General features: G+C 69.3%; 18 protein-coding genes. 14 read left to right on the top strand and 4 right to left on the bottom strand.

The annotated features are described in order from the left end of the window. The first annotated feature begins 26 nt into the window (after positions 1-26). From lptE to rlmH, 6 genes are all read left to right on the top strand, one after another. Positions 27-641 carry an LPS assembly lipoprotein LptE gene (gene lptE / locus CEK68_RS01195; RefSeq protein WP_152238277.1) on the top strand — a complete coding sequence of 205 codons (615 nt, stop codon included), beginning with the start codon at positions 27-29 and terminating at the stop codon, positions 639-641. A gap of 101 nt (positions 642-742) precedes the next feature. Continuing rightward, on the top strand, positions 743-1777 hold the full coding sequence (gene holA, locus CEK68_RS01190) for a DNA polymerase III subunit delta (protein ID WP_017917515.1): 1035 nt from the start codon (positions 743-745) through the stop codon (positions 1775-1777). Beyond that, on the top strand, positions 1774-2565 hold the full coding sequence (nadD, locus tag CEK68_RS01185; protein ID WP_193314069.1) for a nicotinate-nucleotide adenylyltransferase: 792 nt from the start codon (positions 1774-1776) through the stop codon (positions 2563-2565). The genes holA and nadD overlap by 4 nt, the downstream gene beginning before the upstream one ends. Before the next feature lie 56 nt (positions 2566-2621). Beyond that, positions 2622-3035 (top strand): ribosome silencing factor, encoded by a 414-nt coding sequence (rsfS, locus tag CEK68_RS01180; RefSeq protein WP_017907284.1) that lies wholly within the window; start codon positions 2622-2624, stop codon positions 3033-3035. Then, positions 3028-4185 (top strand): J domain-containing protein, encoded by a 1158-nt coding sequence (locus CEK68_RS01175; RefSeq protein WP_226977721.1) that lies wholly within the window; start codon positions 3028-3030, stop codon positions 4183-4185. Before rsfS ends, CEK68_RS01175 begins: the two co-directional genes overlap by 8 nt. A gap of 22 nt (positions 4186-4207) precedes the next feature. After that, positions 4208-4678, top strand: a complete 471-nt coding sequence (rlmH, locus tag CEK68_RS01170) for a 23S rRNA (pseudouridine(1915)-N(3))-methyltransferase RlmH (protein WP_010340439.1) — start codon at positions 4208-4210, stop codon at positions 4676-4678. 139 nt (positions 4679-4817) lie between these two features. Here the strand turns inward: rlmH and CEK68_RS01165 are convergent, their stop codons facing one another. Next, positions 4818-7541, bottom strand: a complete 2724-nt coding sequence (locus tag CEK68_RS01165; protein WP_226977720.1) for a TonB-dependent receptor — start codon at positions 7539-7541, stop codon at positions 4818-4820. A gap of 890 nt (positions 7542-8431) precedes the next feature. Here CEK68_RS01165 and CEK68_RS01160 point away from each other — a divergent pair. Further along, entirely contained in the window at positions 8432-11434 is a 3003-nt protein-coding gene (locus CEK68_RS01160) for a TonB-dependent receptor (RefSeq protein WP_226977719.1), read from the top strand. Positions 11435-11874: 440 nt separating this feature from the next. On the opposite strand, the gene CEK68_RS01155 is transcribed toward CEK68_RS01160, so the two are convergent. Both CEK68_RS01155 and CEK68_RS01150 read right to left on the bottom strand, forming a co-directional pair. After that, positions 11875-12546: an energy transducer TonB gene (locus CEK68_RS01155; RefSeq protein ID WP_152238274.1), complete on the bottom strand. Its 672-nt coding sequence runs from the start codon at positions 12544-12546 to the stop codon at positions 11875-11877. A 232-nt stretch (positions 12547-12778) separates the two neighbouring features. After that, positions 12779-13519, bottom strand: coding sequence for an SIMPL domain-containing protein (locus CEK68_RS01150; protein WP_017907288.1), 741 nt, complete (start codon positions 13517-13519; stop codon positions 12779-12781). Between the two features lie 133 nt (positions 13520-13652). On the opposite strand from CEK68_RS01150, the gene CEK68_RS01145 reads away from it, so the two are divergent. From CEK68_RS01145 to tldD, 4 genes are all read left to right on the top strand, one after another. Next, positions 13653-14219 carry a Maf family nucleotide pyrophosphatase gene (locus tag CEK68_RS01145; protein ID WP_152238273.1) on the top strand — a complete coding sequence of 189 codons (567 nt, stop codon included), beginning with the start codon at positions 13653-13655 and terminating at the stop codon, positions 14217-14219. Next, positions 14219-15709, top strand: coding sequence for a ribonuclease G (gene rng / locus CEK68_RS01140; protein ID WP_010340444.1), 1491 nt, complete (start codon positions 14219-14221; stop codon positions 15707-15709). Before CEK68_RS01145 ends, rng begins: the two co-directional genes overlap by 1 nt. A gap of 157 nt (positions 15710-15866) precedes the next feature. Continuing rightward, on the top strand, positions 15867-19784 hold the full coding sequence (locus CEK68_RS01135; RefSeq protein ID WP_152238272.1) for a YhdP family protein: 3918 nt from the start codon (positions 15867-15869) through the stop codon (positions 19782-19784). A gap of 226 nt (positions 19785-20010) precedes the next feature. After that, entirely contained in the window at positions 20011-21453 is a 1443-nt protein-coding gene (tldD, locus tag CEK68_RS01130) for a metalloprotease TldD (RefSeq protein WP_017914545.1), read from the top strand. Between the two features lie 171 nt (positions 21454-21624). Here tldD and yjgA read toward each other — a convergent pair whose 3' ends face one another. Continuing rightward, complete coding sequence (gene yjgA / locus CEK68_RS01125; RefSeq protein WP_017910610.1) at positions 21625-22221, bottom strand: ribosome biogenesis factor YjgA; 597 nt, start codon at positions 22219-22221, stop codon at positions 21625-21627. Positions 22222-22316: 95 nt separating this feature from the next. On the opposite strand from yjgA, the gene pmbA reads away from it, so the two are divergent. The 3 genes from pmbA (at position 22317) to CEK68_RS01110 (ending at position 25971) form a co-directional block, all read left to right on the top strand. Beyond that, positions 22317-23681 carry a metalloprotease PmbA gene (gene pmbA / locus CEK68_RS01120; protein WP_150409897.1) on the top strand — a complete coding sequence of 455 codons (1365 nt, stop codon included), beginning with the start codon at positions 22317-22319 and terminating at the stop codon, positions 23679-23681. A 312-nt stretch (positions 23682-23993) separates the two neighbouring features. Further along, the gene (locus tag CEK68_RS01115) at positions 23994-24371 is read left to right on the top strand and encodes a DUF4870 domain-containing protein (RefSeq protein ID WP_010344465.1); all 378 of its coding nucleotides are present in this window, start codon (positions 23994-23996) and stop codon (positions 24369-24371) included. 172 nt (positions 24372-24543) lie between these two features. After that, complete coding sequence (locus CEK68_RS01110; protein WP_152238271.1) at positions 24544-25971, top strand: DUF1800 domain-containing protein; 1428 nt, start codon at positions 24544-24546, stop codon at positions 25969-25971. Positions 25972-25997 lie beyond the last annotated feature (26 nt).

Raw genomic sequence — 25997 nt, 5'->3', positions numbered from 1 at the left:
CCAGCCGGCTCCTCCAGACTGTGTCCATGACCCGACTCCTGCTCGCTCTCGTCTTCGCGGCGTCCCTGACCGCCTGCGGTTTCCACCTGCGCAACAAGCTGACCCTGCCGGCCGACACGCCGTCGGTGAAGGTGGTGTCCTCGGCGCCGTACAGCGAGCTGGCCAAGCTGCTCGAGCGCGGCCTGCGCGCGGCCGGCGCGCAGATCGCGCCCAAGGAGGTCAACACCGGTGTGGCCCGCCTGGAGGTGCTGTCCGAGCGCTGGGGCGATCTGCCGATCGCGCTCGACGCCGAAGGCCGCGCCCAGGAATACAGCCTGCGCTACGCGGCGATCTTCCTGTTCCGCCGCGCCGACGGCAGCGTGCTGGTGCCGCAGCAGGTGATCGAGCTGTCGCGCGACTACGTCTCCCCGCCGACCGACGCCACCGGTACCTCCACCGAGCGCGAGATCCTGGCCGACGAACTGCGCCGCGAGATGTCGGCCTCGATGCTGCGCCGGATCGACAGCGTGGTGCGCGCGCAGGTGCGCGACGGCAAGGACGTCAACGCCGCGCCGCCGTCGACCGACGGCACGCCGGTGGAAGGCAAGCCGGCCGACGGTACCCCGGCCGCAGGCAAGCCGGCGACCACGCCGCAGCCTTGAGCCTCGCCCTGCTGCCTTCGCCGCCGCGCACGGCGGCCACGCCGTTCGCTGCCGGCGCATGGCGTTCGCCGTATGTGCCTGCAGCAGCGTAGGCTGTCGCCATGGAACTGCGTCCCGAACAACTCGCCACCCAGCCGGCGTCGCAGCCGCTGCAGCCGGTCTATCTGATCGCCGGTCCGGAAACCCTGCGCGTGCTCGAAGCCGCCGATGCGGTGCGCGCCCGCGCGCGCGCCGCCGGCATCGGCGAGCGCGAGGTGTTCGATGCCGATGGTCGCGATTTCGACTGGGGCCAGCTGTATTCCAGCTTCAATGCGCCCAGCCTGTTCAGCGCGCAACGCCTGATCGAGCTGCGCCTGCCCAGCGGCAAGCCCGGCAAGGAGGGCGGCGAGGTCATCAGTGCGTTCTGCGCCGATCCGCCGCCGGACGTGGTGCTGCTGATCACCTGCAACGAATGGAGCAAGGCGCACCAGGGCAAGTGGGCCGACGCGGTCGCGCGCATCGGCACCATCGCCGTGGCCTGGGCGATCAAGCCGCACGAACTGGGCGACTGGATCGAGCGGCGCCTGCGCAGCAAGGGCCTGCGCGCCGACGCCGGCGCGGTGCAGCGCCTGGCCGAACGGGTGGAAGGCAACCTGCTGGCGGCGGCGCAGGAGATCGACAAGCTGGCGCTGCTGGCCGACGGCCAGGGGCTGGACGTGGCGGCGATGGAGTCGCTGGTCGCCGATGCCGCCCGCTACGACGTGTTCCGCCTGGCCGAGGCCACGCTCGGCGGGCAGGCGCCAGCAGTGCGGCGCATGCTCGCCGGCCTGCGCGCCGAGGGCGAGGCGGTGGCCGCGCTGCTGCCGATCCTGATCAAGGAGCTGCTGCGCACCGCCGCCCTGGCCAAGGTGCAGGCCGCCGGCGGCAACCTGGCGGCGGAAATGAAGGGGCAGGGCATCTGGGAGTCGCGGCAGGCGCCGTTCAAGCGCGCGCTGCAGCGCCACGCCGAACCGCGCCGCTGGGAACGTTTCGCCGCCGAGGCCGGCCGCATCGACCGCATCGCCAAGGGCCGCGCCGACGGCGATGCCTGGATCGCCCTGGAACGCCTGCTGCTGGCGATCGCCGAGGCGCGGGCGGTGCGGTTGTTGGTGGTATGAGCGCCGGGAGTCGGGAATCGGGAATCGGGAATGGGAACAGCGGCGCTGCGGTTCCGCCAGAGACCCCGCAGCCCGCGGCTGTTGCTTCTTCCCCATTCCCCATTCCCCATTCCCCACCACTGCATCTGATCTACGGCGGCACCTTCGATCCCATCCACAACGGCCACCTGGCGATCGCGCGGGCGGCGCGGGAGGCGTTCGGGGTGCCGGTGCGGCTGATGCCGGCGGCCGATCCGCCGCATCGCCCGGCGCCCGGCGCCGATGCGCAGCAGCGTTGCGCGATGCTGGCATTGGCCATCGCCGACACGCCGGGGCTGGTCCTGGACCTGCACGAAGTGCGCCGTGCGCAGGCCCGACCCGGTGTGGCGTCCTACAGTATCGACACGGTGCGCGAGCTGCGCGCCGAGCTCGGCGCCGACGCGCCGCTGGCGCTGCTGATCGGCAGCGACAGCTTCGTCGGCTTCAACGGCTGGCGCGAGTGGCCGGCGCTGCTCGAGGCCGCGCACCTGATCGTCGCCGACCGCGCCGGCAGCGGCTGGGAGCGGGCGGTGCCGGCGGAACTGGCGCAGGCGGTGGCCGGACGCTGGGCCGACACGCCGCAGGCGCTGGCCCGTGCGCCGGGCGGCCGCCTGTGGTGCCTGCGGCAGCCGCTGCGCAGCGAATCGGCCAGCCTGGTGCGCGCGCGCATCGCCGCCGGCGAGGACTGGGCGGCCTTGCTGCCGGCACCAGTGGCGGCCTATATCCGCGACCATGCGCTGTATGCGTCCGGTGCCGCCGCCTCTGGCTGAATACGCGCCCTGCCGGGGTCGCCTATAATTCGCCCCATTCCATCGAGTTCGCCGCTTTGTCCAGTCAAGCCCACGTCATCAAGACCCAAGTCCCCAATCCGCCGCCGCCGCTGCCGGTCCTGCTCGCCCACGTCCGCGAGGCAGTCGAGGAACTCAAGGCCAAGGACGTGGCGGAAATCGACGTGCGCGGCAAGTCCAGCGTCACCGACTACCTGGTCATCGTTTCGGGCACCTCCACCCGCCACGTCAAGTCGATCGCCGACGAAGTCATCAAGTACGCCAAGCGCCTGGATGTCATGCCGCTGGGCGTGGAAGGCGAGCGCGAGGCCGAGTGGGTACTGGTCGATCTCGGCGACGTGGTGGTGCACGTGATGCTGCCGCGGGTGCGCGAGTTCTATGCGCTGGAGCGGCTGTGGACGGTCGGCGACCAGCCGCCGGGCGACGACGACGACTCGGCACGCGATGCCTAAGCGGCGCAATCCCGCGCGCAGCGTCGGCACCGAGGCGTTGCCGGTCAGCAAGCGTGTCGGCGCGACCGAATCGACACCCGCGACGCCGGCACGCAAGCGCTTCGACTCCCTGGTCAGGCGTCTGGAGCGCGCCCGTGCGCAGTTGCATGCGTGGCAGGACGCGCTGCCGCGCTGGGAGCAGCGTTTCCACGAGCAGGTCGATCCCTTGCTGCAGGAGCGCGATGCGGCGCAGGTACAGTTGTTGCGGGAACTGGACGCAGCGCATGCCACCTTCAAGTTGAGCAAGCGCGATCGCGCCGATCTGTCCGAGCTCATTTGCGAGTTGGCTGCGCTGTTGATCCGGGACGGCGACAACGATGGCCTGAAGGACATCTACGACCGGCATAGCCCCCTCGGATTCGACCAGGATCTGGCCGAATCCGAGGCATTGCTGACGTCGGTCATCGGTGAGGAATTCGGCCTGACCGAAGAGGAAATGGCGCATATCCACTCCCCCGAAGCGCTGTATGCGCAGATCCAGGAGCGGCTGCACGCACAGCAGGCGCATGCGGCCGGGCGCGCCCAGCAGCGCGACAAGCGCCGCCGTGCCGGTGCAGGCAAGGCCGCGCAGGTCGCCGCCGATCCGCAACAGACGCGTCGCGCGCTGTACCGCAATCTAGTCGCCGCATTGCATCCGGACCGCGAGCCCGATCCGCAGCAGCGCGAGCGCAAGACCGCCTTGATGCAGCGGCTCAACCAGGCGTATCAAAACGACGACCTGCTGGCACTGCTGGAACTGCAACTGGAAATCGGCCAGTTGGATCAGACCGGCATCGCGGCGATGGCCGAGGAGCGCATCCGTGACTACAACGACCTGTTCGCCGCGCAACTGCGGCAGGTCGAGCAGACATTGGCCGGACTGGTCGATGACTTCATGGGGCGTTACGGTCTTCAAGACGAGCGCGCGCCGCAGCCGCAGCGCCTGGATGCGCTGTTGGCGCAGATCAAGCGGCAGGTGCAGGAGGAGATCCGCTCCTGTGCCGACGATCGCGCTGCGGCGCGGCAGGCCGACACGCTGAAGCAATGGTTGAAGCGGGAGCGTGCCCGGCTGGCCGAGCAGGAACTGGACGACGCGATGTACGACGCCCTGCTGCTGGGCGAGCGTTGGTGATGCGCGCCTGCCGCGCGCAGCGATGAAGGCGCGCCTCATCGCCACCGGCGAGCGCGCCCCGGCCTGGGTGGCGCAGGGCTTCGCCGAGTACCGCAAGCGGCTCTCGCACTGGTTGCCGCTGGATCTGGTCGAGATCGAACCCGGCCTGCGCGGCAAGGGCCGCGATGCGCAGCGCGCGATCGAGGACGAAGGCCGCCGAGTCCTGGCGGCACTGCCGAAGAATGCGCTGGTGGTGGCGCTGGACGTGCCCGGCAAGCAACACAGTTCCGAGCAACTGGCGCAGCGCATGGAGCACTGGCGCGGACAGGGGCGCGATCTGGCGTTCCTGATCGGCGGTCCCGAAGGCCATTCGCCGGAGGTGCTGGCGGTCGCCAGCGAATCCTGGTCGCTGGGGCCGCTGACCCTGCCGCACATGCTGGTGCGGCTGGTGGTGGCCGAGCAGCTCTACCGCGCCGCGGCGATGTTGGCCAATCATCCTTACCATCGCGCCTGATCGCCTGATCGCCTGATCGCGGATCGCGTGCGCGTGGCGGCAATGCGTGCGTGATGCCGATGCTGGCGCACCGCTCAGGCAACAAAAAAAGCCCGGGCTTTCGCCCGGGCTTTTCGTTACGGCCTTGCGACGTTCGCGATCAGTTGAACGTGTACTTCGCACCCACCGTGAAGTAGCGGCCGATCGCACCGCTGAAGTGCAGCGGGTTGTAGTTGACCGCACCGTAGGTGGTCGGATCCAGCGGGGCGATCCGGTCGAACACGTTCTGCACCGACGCGTTCAGTTCGAACGCCTCGGTGATGTTCCAGCGGCCCGACAGATCGAAGGTGGTGAACGAGGCGATCTTCTTGACCGGCGTACCATCCGCATAACTGAACAGGTAGTCGCCGCCACGCTGACCAACGTTTTCCATCTTGGAAATGTAGTTCGCCACGCCGCTGACGCTCCACGGACCCTGGCGCCAGGTAGTGCCGAAGTTGATCCTGTCCTTCGGCGTGCCGACGCAGTTGGTCACGTCGCAGTTGCCATGGGTGCCGAGATAGTCGGCAGTACTGCCGGCATCGGTACGTTCGAACTTCAGCAGGTGGCTCCACTGCAGATCCATTTCCAACTCACCAGGCCCGATGTCGAAAGTCTGACGAATATCGGTATCGATGCCGCGGACCCGCGACGAGGAGGCGTTCACGTAAGCGGTGTTGACCGCCAGGATGCTGCCGGTCCCCGCAATGCCGTTGATCAGGTCGGTGTCGCGTACCACGTCGCCTGCTGCGATTGCCGCAGCGGTGTCGCTGGCGGCGATTTCGTTGGTGCGTTTGATTTCCCAGGCGTCAACCGTCAACGAGGTGCTGTGGGTTGGCTGCAGCACCAGGCCCACCGAGTAGCTCTTGGACTCTTCCGGCTTCAGTGCGGGGTTCGGGGTGGTGATGATTGCCACTGACCGCGCATTGCAGTTGGCGGGGGTGTTTTGCGCCGCGCAACGCATGGGATCCTTGGCATTGGAGAACGCGGCAAGGCCACCCTTGCCGTTCTCGGCCGGATTGGGTGCACGGAAGCCTTCGGCATAGGTGGCGCGTACCGCGATCCAGTCGGCCGGAGTCCACTTCACGCCCAGCTTCGGCGTGGCCTTGCCGTCGCCGCCATCGTATTTGTCGTAGCGCAGCGCCGCGGACAGTTCCAGTTGCTCCAGCACGGGCGCCGACAGTTCGACGTAGCCGGCATACACGTTCTGGACGCCGTCGTAGGCCGAATAGCCCAGGCCGATGATGTCGCCGACGTCCGTGTAGGTCTGCGGGGTCAGGCTGTTGCTCGTGCGGCGCCATTCGGTGCCGATTGCTAGGCCCAGCGGGCCGCCCTGCAGATCCATCAGGCTGCGCGAGACAGTGGCGTTGAACGAATCCAGGCTGGACTTGGCGCGCGCGCTGATAGTCGGCGAAATGTAGTCGTACAGCGCCTGCGAGTTGAGGTTGGCGTTGTCGCCGATGCGCCAGGTGCCGGCGGGGCAGGCCGGGTTGCCCAGCACGCAACGCACCGCGCTGTAGCGCAGGAAGCCGGTACGCGTGCTGGTCAGGTCGGTACCGGAGTGCAGGTAGCCGGTGTCGTAGCTCCAGTCGCCCCAGTTGCCCTTCACGCCGACCAGGACGCGGTTGAACTCGTTGTTGTTCTCGGTCACGCGCGGACCCACGTCCCAGGCGCTGTAGCGCACGCGCGCGGCGTAGGGCAGGGGGTTGTCGGGATGGCCGGCATAGAGCACGGTGGCGCCGGCGCCGCTATTGGCGTTGACCGTATTGCCGGGGTAGCCCCAGCCGCCGGAGACGCCCGACGGCGTATTGGAGAAGGTCGTGTCCTTCTTCGAGTAGCCGATCTCGGTGTAGATCTCGCCGCCTTCGCCGAAGGCGAAGCTGGCGCGGCCGAAGACGTTGACGTACTTTTCCTCCGGCGCCAGGTCGCGGAACTGCTGAGCCGGATCCCACAGGCAGCCCTGCGCCTGCGCCGTCGCGTCGCTCTGGCTGGGAATCGTGGTCAGACCCGCGCAACCGGGCAGCGCGACCAATTGCCCGTTGTTGTCGAACACCGAGCCGTTCGGGCCGACGCCGCCGCTCCGGCCGCCGTTGAGGAAGGCGCCGCCCAGGAACTGCGCATCGTTGCCGTAGCCCCAGCGCCGGATGTCGCCGGTGCCGATCCACTTGCGGTCCTTGCGGTCGCTGATCTTGATCGCGTCGGTCTTGCCCACGTCCAGGCTGAAGAACGCGTTCCAGCCGTCGCTGGCGAGGTCGCCGGTACCGGCGGTCAGGGTCGCCTTGCGCGCATCGCCGTCGCCGTCGCCGGAGAGGCCGTAGGAACCGCGCAGGATCGCGCCCTGGAAATCGCTGCGCAGGATGATGTTGACCACGCCGGCGATGGCGTCGGAGCCGTAGATCGCCGAGGCGCCGTCCTTCAGCACTTCGACCCGCTCGACCGCGTCCACTGGGATGGTGCTCAGGTCGGTGAAGACCTTCTGGCCGTCGTCGGCCAGGCCGTAGGTGGCCATGCGCCGGCCATTCAACAGCACCAGCGTGGAGCCGGCGCCCAGGCCGCGCAGCGAGATGCCCGTGCCGCCGCCCGCGAAGCCGTTGCCGAAGCTCTTCGGGATCGAGCCGGCGCCGTCGGCGGTCAGGGTCTGCAGGTACTCGCCCAGCGAGGTCTTGCCAGTGCGGTCGATCTCCTGGCGGGTCACCACCTGCACCGGCGACGGGGTCTCGGTGTCGGTGCGCGGGATGTTGGAGCCGGTGACCGTGATGCGGTCGAGATTGGTGGCCGCTTCCTGGGCGAAGGCGGCGGGTGCGGCTACGCACGCAAGGGCGCCGGCGACGGAGACGCAAAGCAAGTGCCGGCGGGTTGCACGCCGGGGGGGATGGGTGTTCACAGTTTCTCTCCTAACTGGGAAACGCACTATTCGGATGAATGCACCACGGAGGGGCGGCTTGCCGCCGTCCTTGACGCATCAAGGTGGATTCGCCGTGAAGAGATGGTCAAATTTTCAGTAAAAACCGTAACCGAATGAAAGATTTATGCCACGCATCCCAGTTCTGTTTGCGCTGACAGAAACCGATTGCAGTCGCCATAGCAGGATGAGTCGTTGCACCGCTGCGGTGCAGCGCTTGTCTGAAGTGGTGCAAGGCCGGGTGTCTGCGACGCGAGAGGACCGGCATGTGTGTTCCTACCGTTCTTCAAACGTTGCAGTCCGCTGCGTTGGCAGTGAGGGCAGCTAACGCGGGGCCTGACGGCCTGCGTTGGCAAGTCCGTTTGCAGGGTATCGCTGCATGGCGGGACGTTCACGTGCGTCCACGTTCCGTTGTCCTGGAACGGGGCGGCTGTCGCTCCTGCGTTTGTCCGGTTCCTCCAGGTTGGCCGGGACCGCGATCCGGGGCGCGCGCGCCGGACCCCGACGTCCGTCCGCAAGGAGCAGCGCTTCGAGAGGGGTGCCGATGCCCAATGCCGCGGTCCATCCCGGCAAAAAGCTGCGCATATCCCAGTTGTGCCAGGCCGTTCTGTCAACCTCTAACCGCTTTGTGTGTAGAAGTCATGAGCCAAGAGTTGCAATCGTGTGGAAATTTTGTTCTAAATTAATCTCGCGTTAAGAGAATCGTTTTAAACGAAACAAATTTTCGTTAAAGATTTCTTAATTTCCGACCGGCGCTGCGTTCAACAGCCAAGGTCCTTCACGTTCCGTCAGGGGAGAGAGGACAGATGTCCAAGCACTATCCAAGCCGTGTCATGCGTCGTAGCGTACTGGCCGTGCTTCTGGGAGCAGCACTCACGCAGGGCGTCGTCCACGCGCAGAGCACCACCGGTTCCATCTACGGCGTCGCGCCCGCGGGCGCGACCATCACCGTGCAAAGCGATACCGGTCTTACCCGTACGGTGCCGGTCGACAGCGCCGGGCGCTTCAATATCGGCTCGCTGCCGGTAGGCACCTACAGCGTCACCCTCAACAAGGACGGGCAAGCCGTCGACACCCGCAAGGGCATCGGCCTGCGCGTCAGCTCGGGCACCGAGGTCTCCTTCGCCAAGTCCGACAGCACCGCCACGCTCGATACGGTGACCGTCAGCGCCAGCAACGTGGCGCCGGTGGACGTCACCACGGTCGACTCGCGCACGGTCATCACCGCCGAGCAACTGCAGCGCCTGCCGCTGGCCCGTTCCGCCGAGGCGATCGCCCTGCTGGCGCCGGGCGCCGTGGCCGGCAGCGGCTACTTCGGCAACGCGGTTTCCTTTGGCGGCGCCGGCGTGTCGGAGAATGCCTACTACGTCAACGGCTTCTCCACCGGCAATCCGATCAACAACATCGGCGGCGTCAGCCTGCCGTACGGCGCCATCGACCAGCAAGAGGTCTATACCGGCGGCTACAGCGCGCGCTACGGCCGTTCCGACGGCGGCGTGATCAGCCAGATCGGCAAGCGCGGCACCAACGAATGGCATTTCGGCGGCCAGGTGCTGTGGCGGCCGCGCGCCACTGCCGAGTCGCCCAAGGACGTGTACTACCCCGACGCGTCCCTGCCGAGCGGCTATGGCTATCAGGATCCGACGCTGACCGGCAAGCTGTATCGCTCGCGCAAGGACAACCCGACCTGGAGCAACGTATACAGCGCCTATGCCGGCGGCCCGTTGATCGAGGATCGCCTGTTCGTGTTCGTCTCGGCCGAGCAGGAGAAGATCGACGGCGTGTCGACCAATTCGTCCGACAGCAGCGTCTTGGCGCGCAACCATTGGAACGAGGAAAAGCCCAAGGTCTATGCGAAGGTCGACTGGAACATCAACGACAGCAACGTCCTCGAGCTGACCGGCATCAAGAGCAATGACCGCACCGGCGGTTACTACAATGCGTTCGACTATGCCACGCTGTCCGAGGGCGCGCGCAACACCGCCGTCGAACCGAACATCGTCAAGCAGAACAGCACCTACTACATCGGCAAGTACACCAGCTATCTGACCCAGGACTTGACCTTCAGCGCCACCTACGGCAAGAGCACCTTCGACAACAAGAACTACCCGGGCATCGTCAGTCCGGATCCGTACCTCAGCGGCGTGGTCTTCCAGAATCCGGCCACCAACGGCGGCACGCCGATCCGCAACGGCCAGGGCGCGCGCAACCTGCTCGATGGCAAGGACAACACCCGCGGCCTGCGCGTGGATTTCGATTACCGCCTGGGCAACCATGATCTCGCTTTCGGTATCGACAACATCTACTACCAGGCCGAGAACGAAGGTCAGTCGATGACCGGTCCGGGCTACTCCTGGTACTACGCCAAGTCGTCCCGGCCGACGTCGCCGATCAGCTCGGCGTTGGGCGTGGGCGCGCCGGGCGGTCAGGGCTACTATGTGCGCCGGCTGATCTTCAGCACCGCCACGTCGATGACGGTCAAGCAGAAGGCCTACTTCCTCGAAGATCGCTGGCAGGTCAGCGACAACGTGTTGCTGTCGCTGGGTCTGCGCAACGACAAGTTCATCAACAGCAACAGCGAAGCCAAGCCGTACGTGGACAGCGGCAACCAGTGGGCGCCGCGTCTAGGCGCGACCTGGGACGTGCACGGCGATTCGACGCTGAAGGTCTACGCCAACCTGGGCCGTTACTTCCTGGCGCTGCCCAACAGCGTCGCGATCCGTGGCGCTTCGGCGTCGACCTACACCAGCGAGTACTTCACCTACACCGGCATCGATGCCAAGGGCAACCCGACCGGCCTGCGCCCGCTCGGCCCCGGCCCGGTTTCCTCCAACGGCGAGTACGGCGTCGCCCCGGATCCGCGCACCTTCACCCCGACCGACCTGAAGTCGATGTATCAGGATGAGCTGATCGTGGGCTTCGATCAGGCGTTTGCCGAGAAGTGGACCTTCGGTGCGAAGGGCACCTACCGCAAGCTGCAGTCCGCGATCGACGATGTGTGCGATCCGGACCGCATGAGCACCAAGCTCGAGTCGCTGGGGGTGGATCCGAGTACGGTCAACATTCCGGGTTGCATCCTGTTCAACCCCGGCAAGACCAACTCCTTCAGCCTGGCCAACACCAGCGGCGGCCGCACCAACTTCACCATGAGCAAGTCCGACTGGGGCTTCGACAGCTCTGCCAAGCGTGATTACGCGGCGGTCAACCTGTATCTGGAGCATCCCTTCGATGGCAAGTGGAGTACCCGTGTTGACTACACCTGGTCGCGCAACTTCGGCAACACCGAAGGCCAGTTGAAGTCCAACATCGGCCAGACCGACGTTTCCAAGACCCAGGATTGGGACGCGGCGGCGCTGATGGCGTGGGCCGGCGGCTATCTGGCCAACGATCGTCGCCATCAGTTGAAGGTCTACGGCGCGTATCAGCTCACGCCGGAGTGGATGGTCTCGGCCAACCTGCGTATCCAGTCGGGGACGCCGCGCGATTGCCTGGGCTACTTCAGTGCCAACGGCACCGACGAGGGATCGTCGGCAGGCGATCCGGTTGGCTACGGCTCGGCCTACCACACCTGTGCCGGCAGTGCGTCGCGTCCCGGTGATGCGGGCCGCACTCCGTGGACCAAGCAGATCGATCTGGGCGCGATCTATCGCCCGGCGTTCGCGGACCAGAAGCTGGCGTTCGGCTTGCAGGTGTTCAACCTGTTGAACGAGCGCAAGCCGTTGCAGCAGTACGCGAGTTGGGAGTCCAGTCCGTACACGGTGCTCAACACCTATGGCATGGGCAACTACTTCCAGACCCCGCGTTACCTGCAGCTTTCGGTGTCCTACGACTATTGATCGAAACCTGACGCCCGGCGCGGCGTAACAGCGACTGCTAGGCCCGTCCCTTTCCGAGGGGGCGGGCTTTTTTTTCGGGTGCAGGGCTCGCGGCGGATTGCGACACAATGATCCACGGTGGCAGCCACCTCCGCAGCATTGGCGGACTCGGTGCTACGACGGCGGTGCGCGAACCTTGCCAGGTGGATTGGCAGGTTGGGAGGTGCGGCAGGCGCGCGGCGTGGGCGTCAGGCAACGAGGGCATCGGGCTGTCGCGCTACCGACGGGGGCAGGCGCGACGCCGTGCCTTCGCTGGAAGATCCTGTGGATGTCGACTCATCCAACTGGATTGCGCCGCCAAGGCGCAACCTGATCGGAGGATGGAAGCGAGCCGCGAGCCGCGAGCCGCGTGAGCAGCAATGGCCGGGCGCTGGGGCGCCGGCCATTGGATGTAGAGCGCTTCAGCGGTCCATCGAAAAATCGACCGGTACTAGTCCGTACGCCTGCACCGGCGTGCCGTTCTGCAGCGCCGGCTTGAACGCCCAGCGCTTGAGCACCTGGTCGCGGGCGGCCTGGTCCAGCACCCGGTGGCCGCTGCTCTTCTCGATGCTGACCTGCAGCGGTTGCCCGTCGGTGCCGACCAGCACCCGCAGCAGCACGCTGCCCTGCAGGCGATCGCGCAGCGCGTCGCGCGGATACGGCGGGGCCGGCGCGCGCAGGTACTGCAACTGCATGCCGTCCACCGGCGCGCTCGCGCTTGCGGGCGGCAGGCTCGGTGCGGCGATGCTGGGCGTGGGGTCGACATTGGGCGCGGTGTCCAGCGCTACCGGGCTGCTGTCGAACAGCGGCGCCGGCGTCGGGGTCGGCACCGGGACTGCGGTCGGCGTGCGCGGCTGCGTCGGCACCTGTTTCTCGACGGTGGGAATGGTCGGCGGCGGTGGCGTGACCTTGACCAGCACCGGTTGCTGCCAGGGCGGCTGCACCTGCGCCGGTTCCGGTGGCGCGGTCACGTGCGAGAGCGGAAGCAGCAGCAACAGGGCGGCCAGCACGTGCAGGGCGATCGCGGTGCTGTAGGCCAGGACCCGGGACAGGTCGATGCGGAAGGACGGGGCGGGGAGTTGCGTGCGAACCATGGATCCACCTCTGCGATAGGAGTGTCGTGGACTGCGGTACCGGAAAACGCACGGGGGCGACGGATGGGGTCATCGCGCCCGTCCGCGTTTCGACAGTGCGCCGGTCGCGGGCACTTTGGCAAGAGGCGGCGGCGATCGAGGCCGGGTGCCGTATTGGCGAGGGGCGCTGCGGCGGACCGAAAACGACGACGGCGCCCGCAGGCGCCGTCGCGAAGGAGGGGGCGGACCGGGCTTACTTGCCCAGTTCGAACACCACATCCAGGTTGACCGAGACGCTGCTCTCGCCCGGCGCGACCGGGGTGCTGTCCATCTCCGCCTTCATCGCCATCGCGCGCATCATCGGCATCGGCGGGCGCACGCCGCCGCTGCTGCCTTCGGAGATGCTGACGATGCGCCGCACGTGCAGGCCCAGCGCCTTGGCGTAGGTCTGCGCGCGTGCCTGCGCCTTCTTCAGCGCATCGACCCGGGCCTGGTCGTACAACGGTTCGGGGTCGTCGATCTCGAAGGTGGGGCCGTTGATCTGGTTGGCGCCCTGTGCGGCCAGCGCGTCGAGCACCTTGCCGAGCTTGGCGATGTCGCGCACCTTGAGGTTCACCGAGTTGTTGGCCTGGTAGCCGATGATCTGCGGCGCCTGGTTCTCGGCGTACTTGTACTGCGGGTTGAGGCTGACCCCGCTGGTCTGCACGTCCTTGTCGGCGATGCCGGCGGCGCGGATCGCGGCCAGTACCTTGGTCATCTGCTCGGCGTTCTGGCGCATCGCCGCGGCGCTGTCGGTGGCCTGGGTGACCACGCCGGCGGAGATGGCGGCGACGTCGGGCGCGCGCTTGGCCTCGGCCTGCGCGGCGATGTTGAGCAGGGTGCCGTCGGCGGGCACGGCGTAGCCGGGCGCGGCGGATTGGGCGTGGGCGGTCATCGTGCCTCCTAGGGCGAGGGACAGGGCCAGCAGCAGCGGGCGGACGGACAATGCGCGCATCGATGTTCTCCTTGTGAAGATTGGGCGAGGGTGTTGCCGCGACGATGAACGCGTCGTGATCTTCGCCGGGGTCGAAGCGATCGTCCCGCAATTAGCGATCGTTCAGTCAGTCCGGTCGGGTTATCCTTCGGCCATGCTGTATCTCGCGTCCCGTTCCCCTCGCAGAAACGAACTGCTGACCCGCCTCGGCGTGCCGTTCCGGATCCTCGACCTCGAGGTGCCGGAAGTGCGCGCGGCCGACGAGTCGGCGCAGGCCTATGTGCGCCGGGTGGCGCTGGACAAGGCCCGTGCCGGCTTGGCGCAACTGGCCGATGCCGCCGACGCGGTGGTGCTCGGCGCCGACACCGAGGTGGTGCTGGACGATCGCGTGTTCGGCAAGCCGGCCGACGCCGAGGATGCGGCGGCGATGCTGGCGGCCCTGTCCGGGCGCACCCACCAGGCGATGACCGCGGTGGCGCTGGTCGCCGCCGGCCGCGAAGAGCTGGTGCTGGTGCCCACGGCGGTGACCTTCGCCCCGTTGTCCGCGCGCGACATCGCCGACTACGTGGCCAGCGGCGAGCCGATGGGGCGGGCCGGCGCGTATGCGATCCAGGGCGGCGCCGAGCGTTTCGTCAGCCGTCTCGACGGCAGTTATTCCGGGGTGATGGGCCTGCCCCTGCACCAGACCCACCACCTGCTGCGCACCTTCGGAGTGCTGTGATGTCGCAAGAGATCCTGGTCAACGTCACACCACGCGAGACCCGGGTGGCCGTCATCGAGAACGGCATGCTGCAGGAGCTGCACATCGAGCGCGGCTGGCGCCGCGGCGTGGTCGGCAACATCTACAAGGGCCGGGTGCAGCGGGTGATGCCCGGCATGCAGGCGGCATTCGTCGAGGTCGGGCTGGAGCGCGCGGCGTTCCTGCACGCCAACGACGTGGTGCGGCCGGCGCCGGTCGGCAATGGCGACACCGAGGAGGCAACGCCACTGCCGGTCTCGGCCGCGGTGCCGATCGTGGAGCTGCTGCGCGACGGCCAGGACATCGTGGTGCAGGTGGTCAAGGATCCGATCGGCAGCAAGGGCGCACGGCTGACCACGCAGATCAGCATCCCCTCGCGCTACCTGGTGCTGCTGCCGCAGTCGCGGGTGATCGGGGTGTCGGCGCGGATCGAGGACGAGGCCGAACGGCAGCGCCTGAAGACCCTGGTCGCCGACCTGGCCGCCAGCCACGGCGGTTTCGGCTACATCATCCGCACCAATGCCGAGGGCCAGCCGGCCGAGGCACTGGCCGAGGACATCGCCTACCTGTCGCGGGTCTGGAACGTGGTCGAGCGGCGCGGCCGCGACGGCGCCCCGGCCAGCATCATCTACGAGGACCTGAGCCTGCCGCTGCGCGCGGTGCGCGACCTGATCCGCAAGGACGTGGAGAAGGTCAAGGTCGATTCGCACGAGACCTTCGAACGGCTGCAGGCCTTCGTCGCCAAGTACATGCCGGTGCTGGCCGAGCGCCTGGAGCTGTACACCGGCGACCGTCCGATCTTCGACCTGTACGGGGTCGAGGACGAGATCGCCCGCGCGCTGGACAAGCAGGTGCCGCTGAAGTCCGGCGGCTACCTGGTCATCGACCAGACCGAGGCGATGACCACCATCGACGTCAACACCGGCTCGTTCCTGGGCCAGCGCAATCTCGAGGAGACGGTGTTCCGCACCAACCTGGAGGCGGCGCAGGCGGTGGCGCGGCAACTGCGCCTGCGCAACCTCGGCGGCATCATCATCATCGACTTCATCGACATGGACGATGCCGAGCACCGCCGCCAGGTGCTGCGCACGCTGGAGAAGGCGCTTTCGCGCGACCACGCCAAGACCACGGTGTACGAGTTCTCGCCGCTGGGCCTGGTGGAGATGACCCGCAAGCGCACCGTGGAGAGCCTGGAGCGGCAGCTGTCCGAACCGTGCCCGGAATGCAGCGGGCGCGGCTCGATCAAGACCGCCGAGACTGTGACCTACGAGATCTTCCGCGAGATCACCCGCGCGGTGCGCCAGTTCGACGCGGCGCGGCTGCTGGTGATCGCCTCGACCAAGGTGGTGGCGCGCATCACCGACGAGGAATCGGCGGCGGTGGCCGAGCTGGAGGAATTCCTCGGCAAGACCATCCGCTTCCAGGCCGACGAACAATACCTGCAGGAGCAGTTCGACGTGGTGTTGTTGTGAGGCTGGGAATCGGGAGTCGGGAATGGGGAATGGGGGAAGAGCGCGCTGTTCGCGCTGACGCATCCCTGGATTCCTCGGCCGAATTTCACACGGCAATGAGCAGTTCGCGCTCTGCTGTTGCGATTCCCCATTCCCGATTCCCCATTCCCCGCACCTGATGCACACCCCGCTGCGCCGCCGCCTGCGCCTGGCTCGCCGTTTCGCGTTCTACGCGGTGGCGATCGGGCTGGTGTGCGTGGCCCTGGCGGTGGGCGCGCTGAGCCAGGCGCTGCCGTTCGTGGAGCGGCATCCGCAGCAGGTGGCGGCGTGGCTGAGCGAGCGCGCCGGGCGGCCGATCCGCTTCGACCGGCTGGAGACGGCCTGGACCCGGCGCGGTCCCTTGCTGCGCCTGGATGGGCTGCGCATCGGTGCCGGCGACGGCGTGCGCATCGGCCAGGCCGAGGTGCTGGTGTCGATGTACGCGGGATTGCTGCCCGGGCGCTCGTTCACCGAACTGCGCCTGCGCGGCCTGGCGCTGACCCTGCTGCGCGCCGACGACGGCAACTGGAGCGTGCAGGGCCTGCCGACCTCGGGGCAGGGCGGCGATCCGCTGGATGCGCTGGAAGGGCTGGGCGAGTTGCAGGTCATCGATGGACGCCTGCGTGTACACGCCCCGTCGCTGGGCCTGGAAGCGCAGGTGCCGAAGATCGACCTGCGGATGCGCGTGAACGGCGAGCGCCTGCAGGTGGGCGTGCACGGCTGGAGCGATCTGCAACAGGCGCCGCTGACCGCGGTGCTGGACCTGGACCGTCGCAGTGGCGACGGCCAGGCCTACCTGGCGGTGCGCCCGGCGGAACTGGCGGGTTGGGCAGGCCTGCTGCATGCGGCCGGCATCGAACTGCAGGGCGGCGTCGGCGACGTCCAGGCCTGGCTGGACCTGCAGCAGCGCCGGGTCGCCGGGGTGACCGTGGACGCCACGCTGCGCGCGCTGCGCCTGCGCGGCGCGTCGCTGGCCGACGGGCGCACCCGGCCGCAGCTCGCCTTCACCACCTTCCGCGCGAAGGCGCGCTGGCGCCAGATCGACGGTGGCTGGCGGCTGGATGCGCCGCAACTGCAGTTCGGCCAGGCCGGACAGCCGTTGCAGCGCCTGGACGGGCTGACCGTGGCCGGCGGACGCCGTTTCGCCCTGTACGGCGATCGGCTCGACCTGGCGCCGCTGATCGCGGTGGCCGGGCTCAGCGACCGGCTTTCGCCCAGCCTGCGCAGTTGGCTGGCGGTGGCGAAGCCGCGTCTGCAGCTGACCCAGGTGGCGGTGAGCGGGGTTCCCGGCGGTCCGCTGTACGGCCAGGGTCGTCTGGCCGACCTGGCGTTCGCGCCGGCGGGCGGTGCGCCCGGCGTGAGCGGGTTGCGCGGCCGCTTCGACGGCGATGCCCAGGCCGGCGAACTGGCGCTGGACGCCGGGAGCCCGGTCCGCGTCGACTGGCCCAGCGGCTTCGGCGTGGTCCACCAGGTCCAGTTGGCCGGACGCATCGTCGCCTTCCGCGATGGCGACGGCCTGCGCGTGGCGACCCCCGGGCTGCGCGTGCAGGGCAGCGACTACGGCGCCGACGTGCGCGGCGGGCTGCGCTTCCAGGACGACGGCTCGCGGCCGTGGATCGACCTGGCCGCCGACCTGCAGGACGCGCCGGTGGTGGCGGCGAAGAAGTTCTGGGTCCATTCCAAGATGAGCAAGGCCGCCACCGACTGGCTCGACGCCGCGCTGCAGGGCGGGCGCCTGCGCGACGGCCATGCGCTGGTCTCCGGCGACCTGGACGACTGGCCGTTCGCCGACCACAACGGCCGCTTCGAGGCGACCGCGCGGCTGGAGGACGCCAAGGTGCGCTTCCAGCACGACTGGCCGGCGGTGGAGAACGTGGACGCCAGCGTCGCCTTCATCGGCAACGGCTTCGAGGTGCACGGCCGCGGCAGCATGGGCGGGGTGCCGGTGGAGCAGCTGTCGGCGGCGCTGCCCGACTACAAGGAAGGCCAGCTCAGCGTGCTGGCCAGCACCCGCGCCGAGACCGGCAAGCTGCTGGCGATGCTGCGGCAGAGTCCGCTGCATGCCCATTACGGCGACACCCTGGATGCGCTCAGCGCGTCGGGGCCGGCCGATGTCACCTTCGACCTGCTGCAGCCGCTGCGCGCCGACATCGGCACCCACCACCTGCGCGGCACGGTCGACCTGCTCGGCGCGCATATCGCCGACAAGCGCTGGGACCTGGCCTTCGACGACATGCGCGGCAGCGCCAACTACAGCGATACCGGATTCGCCGCGCAGAAGCTGAGCGTGGCCTACCAGGGCCACCAGGGCGAACTGGCGCTGCGCGCCGGCGACGGCGTGCAGGATCCGCAGCAGGCCTTCGAGGCCGCGCTGAGCGCGTCGCTGGACGCGAACGAACTGCTCGACCGGGTGCCGGAAATGGCCTGGCTCAAGCCGTACGTGCAGGGCCGCTCGCGCTGGAACATCGGCGTCGGCCTGCCCAAGACCCCCGACGGCGGCGCGCAGCCGCCGACCCGGCTGCAGCTGCGCTCGGACCTGGTCGGCACCCAGCTGCTGATGCCGGCGCCGATGGACAAGGCGCCGGCCACGCCGCTGGCGACCTCGGTCAACGTGCCGCTGCCGGTCGGCAGCGGCCGCATCGAGGTGGCCTTCGGCAAGCTGATGGCGCTGGCGGCGCGCAGCCAGGGCGGCAAGACCGGCGTGCGCGTGGTGATGGGCAGCGACCACGTCGCCGACGAACCGCCGGCCAGCGGCCTGGTGGTCAGCGGGCGCACCGCGGCGCTGAACGCCATCGACTGGATCGGCGTGGTCAGCCGTCCCGATCCGAACGCCGCCGCGGCCAACGGCGGCGAAGACCCGATGCCGCTGCGGCGTATCGAGATCCTGGCCGACCATCTGCTGCTGCTGGGCGGTGTGTTCGACAACACCCGCCTGCGCCTGCTGCCGCAGGCCGACAGCATCGACGTGCACCTGGACGGCCCGGCCCTGGCCGGCGACCTCAGCGTGCCGACCAAGGACGGCGGCGTACTCGGCGGACGCCTGGCGCGGGTGCACTGGCGCTCGGCCACGGCCACCTTGCCGGTGGCGAACGGCACGCCGACGGCGGTGGTCGCCACGCCCGCCGGCAGCGGGGTCGCCGGCAGCGCCGGCCCGGTCCCGGCCGGCCCGTTCGCCGACAGCCTGGACCCGGCCACGATCCCGGCGCTGGCGCTGGACGTGGACGACCTGCGCTTCGGCGCGATGACCCTCGGCGCGGCCTCGCTGCGCACGCGCAAGCTCGCCGACGGCATGCAGGTGGACCAGCTGCACCTGCGTTCGGACAAGCAGAAGATCGACATCAGCGGCGACTGGCGCGGCAAGGGCGCCACCGCCCGGACCCAGCTCAACGCCAACGTCGACAGCCGCGACCTGGGCGAGTTGATGCAGAACCTGGACTTCGGCGGGCAGGTGCGCGGCGGCGAAGGCCAGCTGACGCTCAGCGCCGCCTGGCCGGGCACGCCGTCCGGCCTGCAGCTTGCCACGGTGCAGGGGCAGCTCGACGTGGCCGCGCGCAATGGGCAATTGCTGGAACTCAACCCGGGCGCCGGGCGCGTGCTCGGCCTGCTCAGCGTGGCGCAATTGCCGCGGCGGCTGATGTTCGATTTCCGCGACTTCTTCTCCAAGGGCTTCGCCTTCAACCGCATCGACGGCCAGATCCGTTTCGGCGACGGCCTGGCGCGCAGCGACAACCTGGTCATCGATGGCCCGGCCGCGGAGATCAAGGTGCGCGGCGAGGCCGACCTGCGCGCGCAGCAGTTCGACCAGACCATCGACGTCAATCCCAAGTCCGGCAACCTGCTGACCGTGGTCGGCGCGGTGGCCGGCGGGCCGGTCGGCGCGGCGGTCGGCGCCGCCGCCAACGCGGTGCTGGGCAAGCCGCTGGGCAACATCGGCGCGCGCACCTACCGGGTCACCGGGCCGTGGAAGGATCCCAAGGTGGACGTGATCGAGCGCGAGTCGGCGCGCCCGCCGGCGGCGCCTGCCGCGACGCCGCCGGCTGCGTCCGGGAAGCCCTGAAAAGCCGGGATTGGGGATGACCAGCCTGCGGCTGTTGAAAGCCGGGAGTGGGGACGGCGGCGGTTGCGCGCGACGCCGGTCGCAAGGATGGCAGTGGCGCGGCGCCCTGCGCGTGCATGGGATGCCGTGCATTGCCTGGAGACAGCAGCGCTTCCCGCGCGCCTGCTGTGTTCAGACTGTGCCGCCCCCGCTTGCGCTGCGCGCCTTCGTCCCCCATGTTGAGCCCATGAACGATCACGCCCTGAGTCTCGCCGAAACCCGCCTGTTGCTTCCCGCCGGCCTGGATGCCACCAGCCTGGAGCGCGCCTTCGGCACGCTGCTCGGCCCCGGCATCGACTTCGGCGACCTGTATTTCCAGCATTCGCGGCGCGAGAGCTGGAGCGTGGAGGACGGCATCGTCAAGGACGGCGCCCACTCCATCGAGCAGGGCGTGGGGGTGCGCGCGATCTCCGGCGAGAAGACCGGCTTCGCCTATTCCGACGACATCCACCGCGACGCGCTGCTGGCCGCCGCGCAGTCGGCGCGGGCCATCTCCCGCGACGGCGGCGCGCAGCCGGCGCACGCGCTGCAGCGCGGTGGCGGCCGCGCGCTGTACCCGGCGCTGGACCCGGTGGACGCGATGGACAACGCGCACAAGGTCGAGCTGCTGCGGCGGCTGGACCAATACCTGCGCGCCGCCGACCCGCGCGTGCAGCAGGTGATGGTGAGCCTGTCCGGCGGCGTGGACACGGTGCTGGTGGCGCGCAGCGACGGCGTGCTCGCCGCCGACGTGCGCCCGCTGGTGCGGCTGAACGTACAGGTGATCGTCGAACAGCAGGGCCGCCGCGAATCCGGCTATGCCGGCGGCGGCGGCCGCTACGACTACGCCACGCTGTTCGCCGACGGCCGCCCGGAAGCCTTCGCCCGCGAGGCCTTGCGCCAGGCGCTGGTGAACCTGGAGGCGGTGCCGGCGCCGGCTGGGGTCATGCAGGTCGTGCTGGGCCCGGGTTGGCCCGGCGTGCTGCTGCACGAGGCGGTCGGCCACGGCCTGGAAGGCGACTTCAACCGCAAGGGCACCAGCGTCTACGCCGGCCGCATCGGCCAGCGCGTGGCCTCGCCCGGCGTCACCATCGTCGACGACGGCACCCTGGACGGCCGCCGCGGTTCGCTCAACGTCGACGACGAGGGCACCGCGACCAACTGCACCACCCTGATCGAGGACGGCGTGCTGGTCGGCTACATGCAGGACACGCTCAATGCGCGATTGATGGGCGTCGCGCCGACCGGCAACGGCCGCCGCGAATCGTTCGCGCACCTGCCGATGCCGCGCATGACCAACACCTACATGCGCGCCGGCCAGCACGATCCCGAGGAGATGATCCGCTCGGTGAAGAAGGGCCTGTATGCGGTCAACTTCGGTGGCGGCCAGGTCGACATCACCAGCGGCAAGTACGTGTTCTCGGCCACCGAGGCCTACCTGATCGAGGACGGCAAGGTCACCGCGCCGGTGAAGGGCGCCACCCTGATCGGCAACGGCCCGGAGACCATGCAGAAGGTGCGCATGATCGGCCACGACCTGGCGCTGGATGAAGGCGTCGGCGTCTGCGGCAAGGACGGGCAGAGCGTGCCGGTGGGCGTGGGCCAGCCGTCGCTGCTGATCGACGGGCTGACCGTGGGCGGGACGGCCTAGGAGCCGGGAGTGGGTAGGCAGGGAATCGGGAATCGGGAAACGGGAATCGGCAAAGCCACAGCCGCGGTGTGCTGCGGCGTTGCCGGCCTGGCGGGTAGGTTCATCGCGCGCCGCGCTCGCTGGGCTGGGAGCGCGTCGTCCGTTGTGCGTGGCAGCCGACGTTGCCGCGCCTCAGTCGCGCGTGTCGTCGAACGCCGCGTCGTCGTCCGCTTCTTCGATTCCCGATTCTCCATTCCCCATTCCCGACGCACCACCCAGGATCATCTCGCGCAGCTCCCGGAACAACTCGCGGTAAGCGTGCGGCGGCTTGTTCTTCAGCCGCTCGTCCTTGGCGTTGCGGACCAGCTGGCGCAGCCGCTGGCGGTCGGCGTCGGGATGCTCGGCCAGCAGTTCGGCCAGCGCGGTGTCGCCTTCGGCGAGCAGCCGCTCGCGCCAGTCCTCGACCCGGTGCATGGCCGCCACTTCGCGGCGCGCGCTGTCGCTGTTGACGTCCATCGCCTCGCGGATCGCCTCCAGCACCGCCTCGTCCTCGCGCCGCATCTGCTTGGCCAGGAACGCCAGCTGCCGCTTGTGCGCGATGTGCGAGGTGATGCGCTTGGTCTCGGCGATGTGCGGCAGCAGCGACTCGGGCACCGGCAGCTTGGCCAGCTGCGCCGGGGTCAGCGCCACCAGCTTCTCGCCCAGGCTCAGCACTTCCAGCGCCTCGCGGCGTTGCTGGCTGCGGCTTTCGCCGCGGAATTCACCGGTGTCTTCGTCGCGTCCGCGCATGCTCGTACTACTCGATCGGGCTGGAAATCAAATCAACACATCCGGCCAGGACGGCCGGACAGGGGCGAAGGGATTCGCACAACAAGGATAAAGCATTGAACGCGATCACCCCCGATTTGCACCGCGACGACAGCCAGCAGCGCCTGGAGCGCCTGTCCGATATCGCCGAACGGCTGCTGGCGCGCGCCCGCGCGCTTGGCGCCAGCCAGGCCGAGGTCAGCTGCAGCGAAGACCGCGGGCTGGACGTCAACGTGCGCCTGGGCGCCGTGGAGACCGTGGAATCCACCCGCGACCGCGGCATCGGCGTCACCGTCTACTTCGGCCAGCGCAAGGGCAGCGCCAGCACCGCCGATCTGCACGAGTCCAGCCTGGAGGCCACCGTGGCCCAGGCCTGCGCCATCGCCCGCTACACCGAGGACGATGTGGCCGCCGGCCTGGCCGAGGCGGCGCTGATGGCGCGCGAGCAGCCGGATTACGACCGTTGGCATCCGTGGCCGCTGCAGGCCGAGGAGGCGATCGACCTGGCGCTGGCCTGCGAGGCCGCCGGCCGCGACGCCGATGCGCGGATCAGCAATTCCGACGGCGCCTCGGCCGGCAGCAGCGAGAGCCTGTCGGTCTATGCCAATTCGCACGGCTTCGTCGGCTGCGAGCGCAGCACCCACCATTCGATCGCCTGCACGCTGATCGCCGGGCAGGGCGACGGCATGCAGCGCGACGGCTGGTACAGCAGCGCGCTGGCGCGCGAGGACCTGGAACGCGCCTCGGCGATCGGCCGCCGTGCCGCCGAGCGCACCGTGGCGCGGCTGCAGCCGCGCTCGCTGCCGACCGGCGAGGTGCCGGTGCTGTTCGCGCCGGAAATGGCGCGCTCGTTGATCGGGCATCTGCTTGGCGCGGTGTCCGGCGGCGCGCTGTATCGCCGCGCCAGCTTCCTGCTCGACAGCGCCGGCACCCGCCTGTTCCCCGAATGGTTCGCGATCGACGAACGGCCGCACCTGCGCCGCGGCCTGCGCTCGGCCGCCTTCGACGGCGAGGGCGTGGCCACCCGCGAGGCGCCGCTGGTGCGCGACGGCGTGCTGCAGCGCTACGTGCTGGGCAGCTATTCGGCGCGCAAGCTGGGCCTGCAGACCACCGCCAATGCCGGCGGGGTGCACAACCTGCAGGTGGCGGCCAACGCAGTGGATCTGCAGGCCATCCTCAAGGGCCTGCCGCGCGGCCTGCTGGTCACCGACCTGATGGGCAACGGCGTCAACCCCGTCACCGGCGATTACTCGCGCGGCGCCGGCGGGTTCTGGATCGAGAACGGCGAAATCGCCTATCCGGTGGACGAGATCACCATCGCCGGCAACCTGCGGCAGATGTTCCAGGACATCGAGGCGGTCGGCGCCGACATCGATGTGCGCTCGCATGTGCATATCGGCGCGGTGCTGGTCGGCAGGATGACGGTGGCCGGCAACGACTGAGGGCACCGACACGCGCCGCGGAAGGTGACGGCAGCAACGTCGCACGCCCGGGGCCTGGGCATCGCCCCTACGCGCTGGTGCCGCAGGCGCTGGCCGCACTGCACCTGTGGCTCATGGCGATGCGCTGGCCCGATCGCCCCGACGCTGTGATGGGGCGAGCGCGATCCGCTGCCGTATGGGCCGATGGACCGGCGCGGCGCCCGGCGTGGCGCGCGTCCCGCTGTGCCGGCCTCGCTTGACAGCGCTGCGCGGGCCGCCGAGAGTGACGCGCCAAACGTCTTGTCCCCTCACCACCAAAGGAACGGAATACCGATGAGCGAATTCGACAACGTCACCGCCCCGCCGCCGCCGCCGGCCTCGGCAGGCCCCCAGGAAGACCGCACGGTCGCGCTGATCACCCATCTGTCGGGGATCCTCCTCGGGTTCATCGTGCCGCTGATCATCTGGCTGGTGAACAAGGACAACCCGGCCAAGTCCTTCCTCAACGATCAGGCCAAGGAAGCGCTGAATTTCCAGATCACCATCGCCATCGCCTACGTGATCTGCATGGTGCTCAGCGTGATCATCATCGGCGGCTTGCTCGCGCCGGTGGTGTGGGTGGTGAACCTGGTGCTCTGCATCCTGGCCGGCATCAAGGCCAACGAAGGCGTCGCCTACCGCTACCCGTTCGCGCTGCGCCTGATCAAGTAAGCGCACCTGCGAGGCATCTCCGAAGGCCCGGCCGTTGCGCCGGGCCTTTTTTGTGCCCGCACTGCGCTCCGGCGGGAGAGCGCAGGGTGGCCAAGCGTCACGCCGCCGCCGGGCGGTCAACCGCGGCCCGGGTGGCGCGTTTGCAAGGCTGTCGCCATCACCGGAGCGCTGCATGATCCGTCGCGAGAGCTTGAGCGCCGCCAACCGCTTCGGCCTGGGCGCCCGTCCCGGGGACCTGGCCGCCATGGGCGAACCGCGCGCCTGGCTGGCTGCGCAACTGCAGTCGCCGCCGCTGGCGCCGGCGTTGCAGGGCCTGCCCGACAGCCTGGCCTACCTGCGCCGCGAGGCCGACTACCAGCGCGAACGCCGCCAGGCGCGGCAGCAGGCGGCCGGCGATCCACAGCAGGCCGCTCAGCAGGCGCAGCAGGCCGCGCGCGGGCTGTACCGGCAGGCACAGGCGCAGGAACTGGCGGCACGCTACCGGGTCGCGGTGTCCAGCCCGGCCGGATTCGCCGAGCGCCTGGTGCAGTTCTGGTCCAATCATTTCGCGGTCTCGGTCGACAAGCGCGCGGCCGCGCTGTACGCGGCGCCGATGGAGCGCGAGGCGATCCGCCCGCACTGCATGGGCCGCTTCGCCGACCTGCTGCTGGCGGTGGAGCGGCACCCGGCGATGCTGCGCTACCTGGACAACGCCAATTCGGTCGGCCCCGACTCGCTGCTGGCGCAACGTGCGCAGCGCCGGGCCCTGCGCCTGGATCCCGAACGTCCCGTGCGCCGCCTGGGGCTCAACGAGAACCTGGCGCGCGAGATCCTGGAGCTGCACACGCTGGGCGTGGATGGCGGCTATACCCAGGCCGACGTCACCGAACTGGCGCGTGCGATCACCGGCTGGGGCGTGCCGGCCCCGCGCGATGTCGAGCAGGGCATGCCCGAGACGGCCTTCGTGTTCCGCGCGCCGGCGCACGCCGCCGGCAGCCGCCTGGTGCTGGGCCGGCGCTACGCCGAGGACGGCGTGGCGCAGGGCGAGGCGATCCTGACCGCGCTGGCGCGGCATCCGGCCACCGCGCAGCACGTCTCGTTCAAGCTGGCCCGGCATTTCGTCCGCGACGATCCGCCGCCGGCGTTGGTGCAGCGCATGGCCGACGCGTGGCGGCGCAGCGATGGCGACCTGCGCCACGTCTACCGCGCCCTGATCGACAGCCCCGAGGCCTGGGACGCGCAGGCGCGCAAGTTCAAGCCGCCGCAGGATTTCGTGGTGTCGGCGCTGCGCGCCGGCGGCGCTTGGCCCGAGGCGCCGCCGCAGCAGAAGACGGTGCTGACCCTGCTGGCACGGATGGGGCAGCCGCCGTTCACCCCGCGCTCGCCGGCCGGTTACGCCGACGTGGCGGCGGAATGGGGCGGCGCCGACGCGCTGTGGAAGCGCGTGCAGGCCGCCGAGGCGCTGGCCGGGCTGGTCCCGGGCGATCCGCTGGGCCTGGCCGCGACCGCGTTCGGCGACGGTCCGGACGCGGACACGCTGACCGCCGTGCGGCGCGCCGAGGCGCCGCGCGAAGGCGTGGCGGTGTTGCTGGCCAGTCCGGCCTTCCAATGGCGCGTCTGAGCGGCGCGCGTTCCACTTCGCGATGG

The organism is Xanthomonas sp. LMG 12461 (assembly GCF_009192935.1).
GTDB classification, from domain to species: Bacteria; Pseudomonadota; Gammaproteobacteria; order Xanthomonadales; family Xanthomonadaceae; genus Xanthomonas_A; species Xanthomonas_A sontii.
This window is presented reverse-complemented; position numbering and strand designations above follow the sequence as displayed.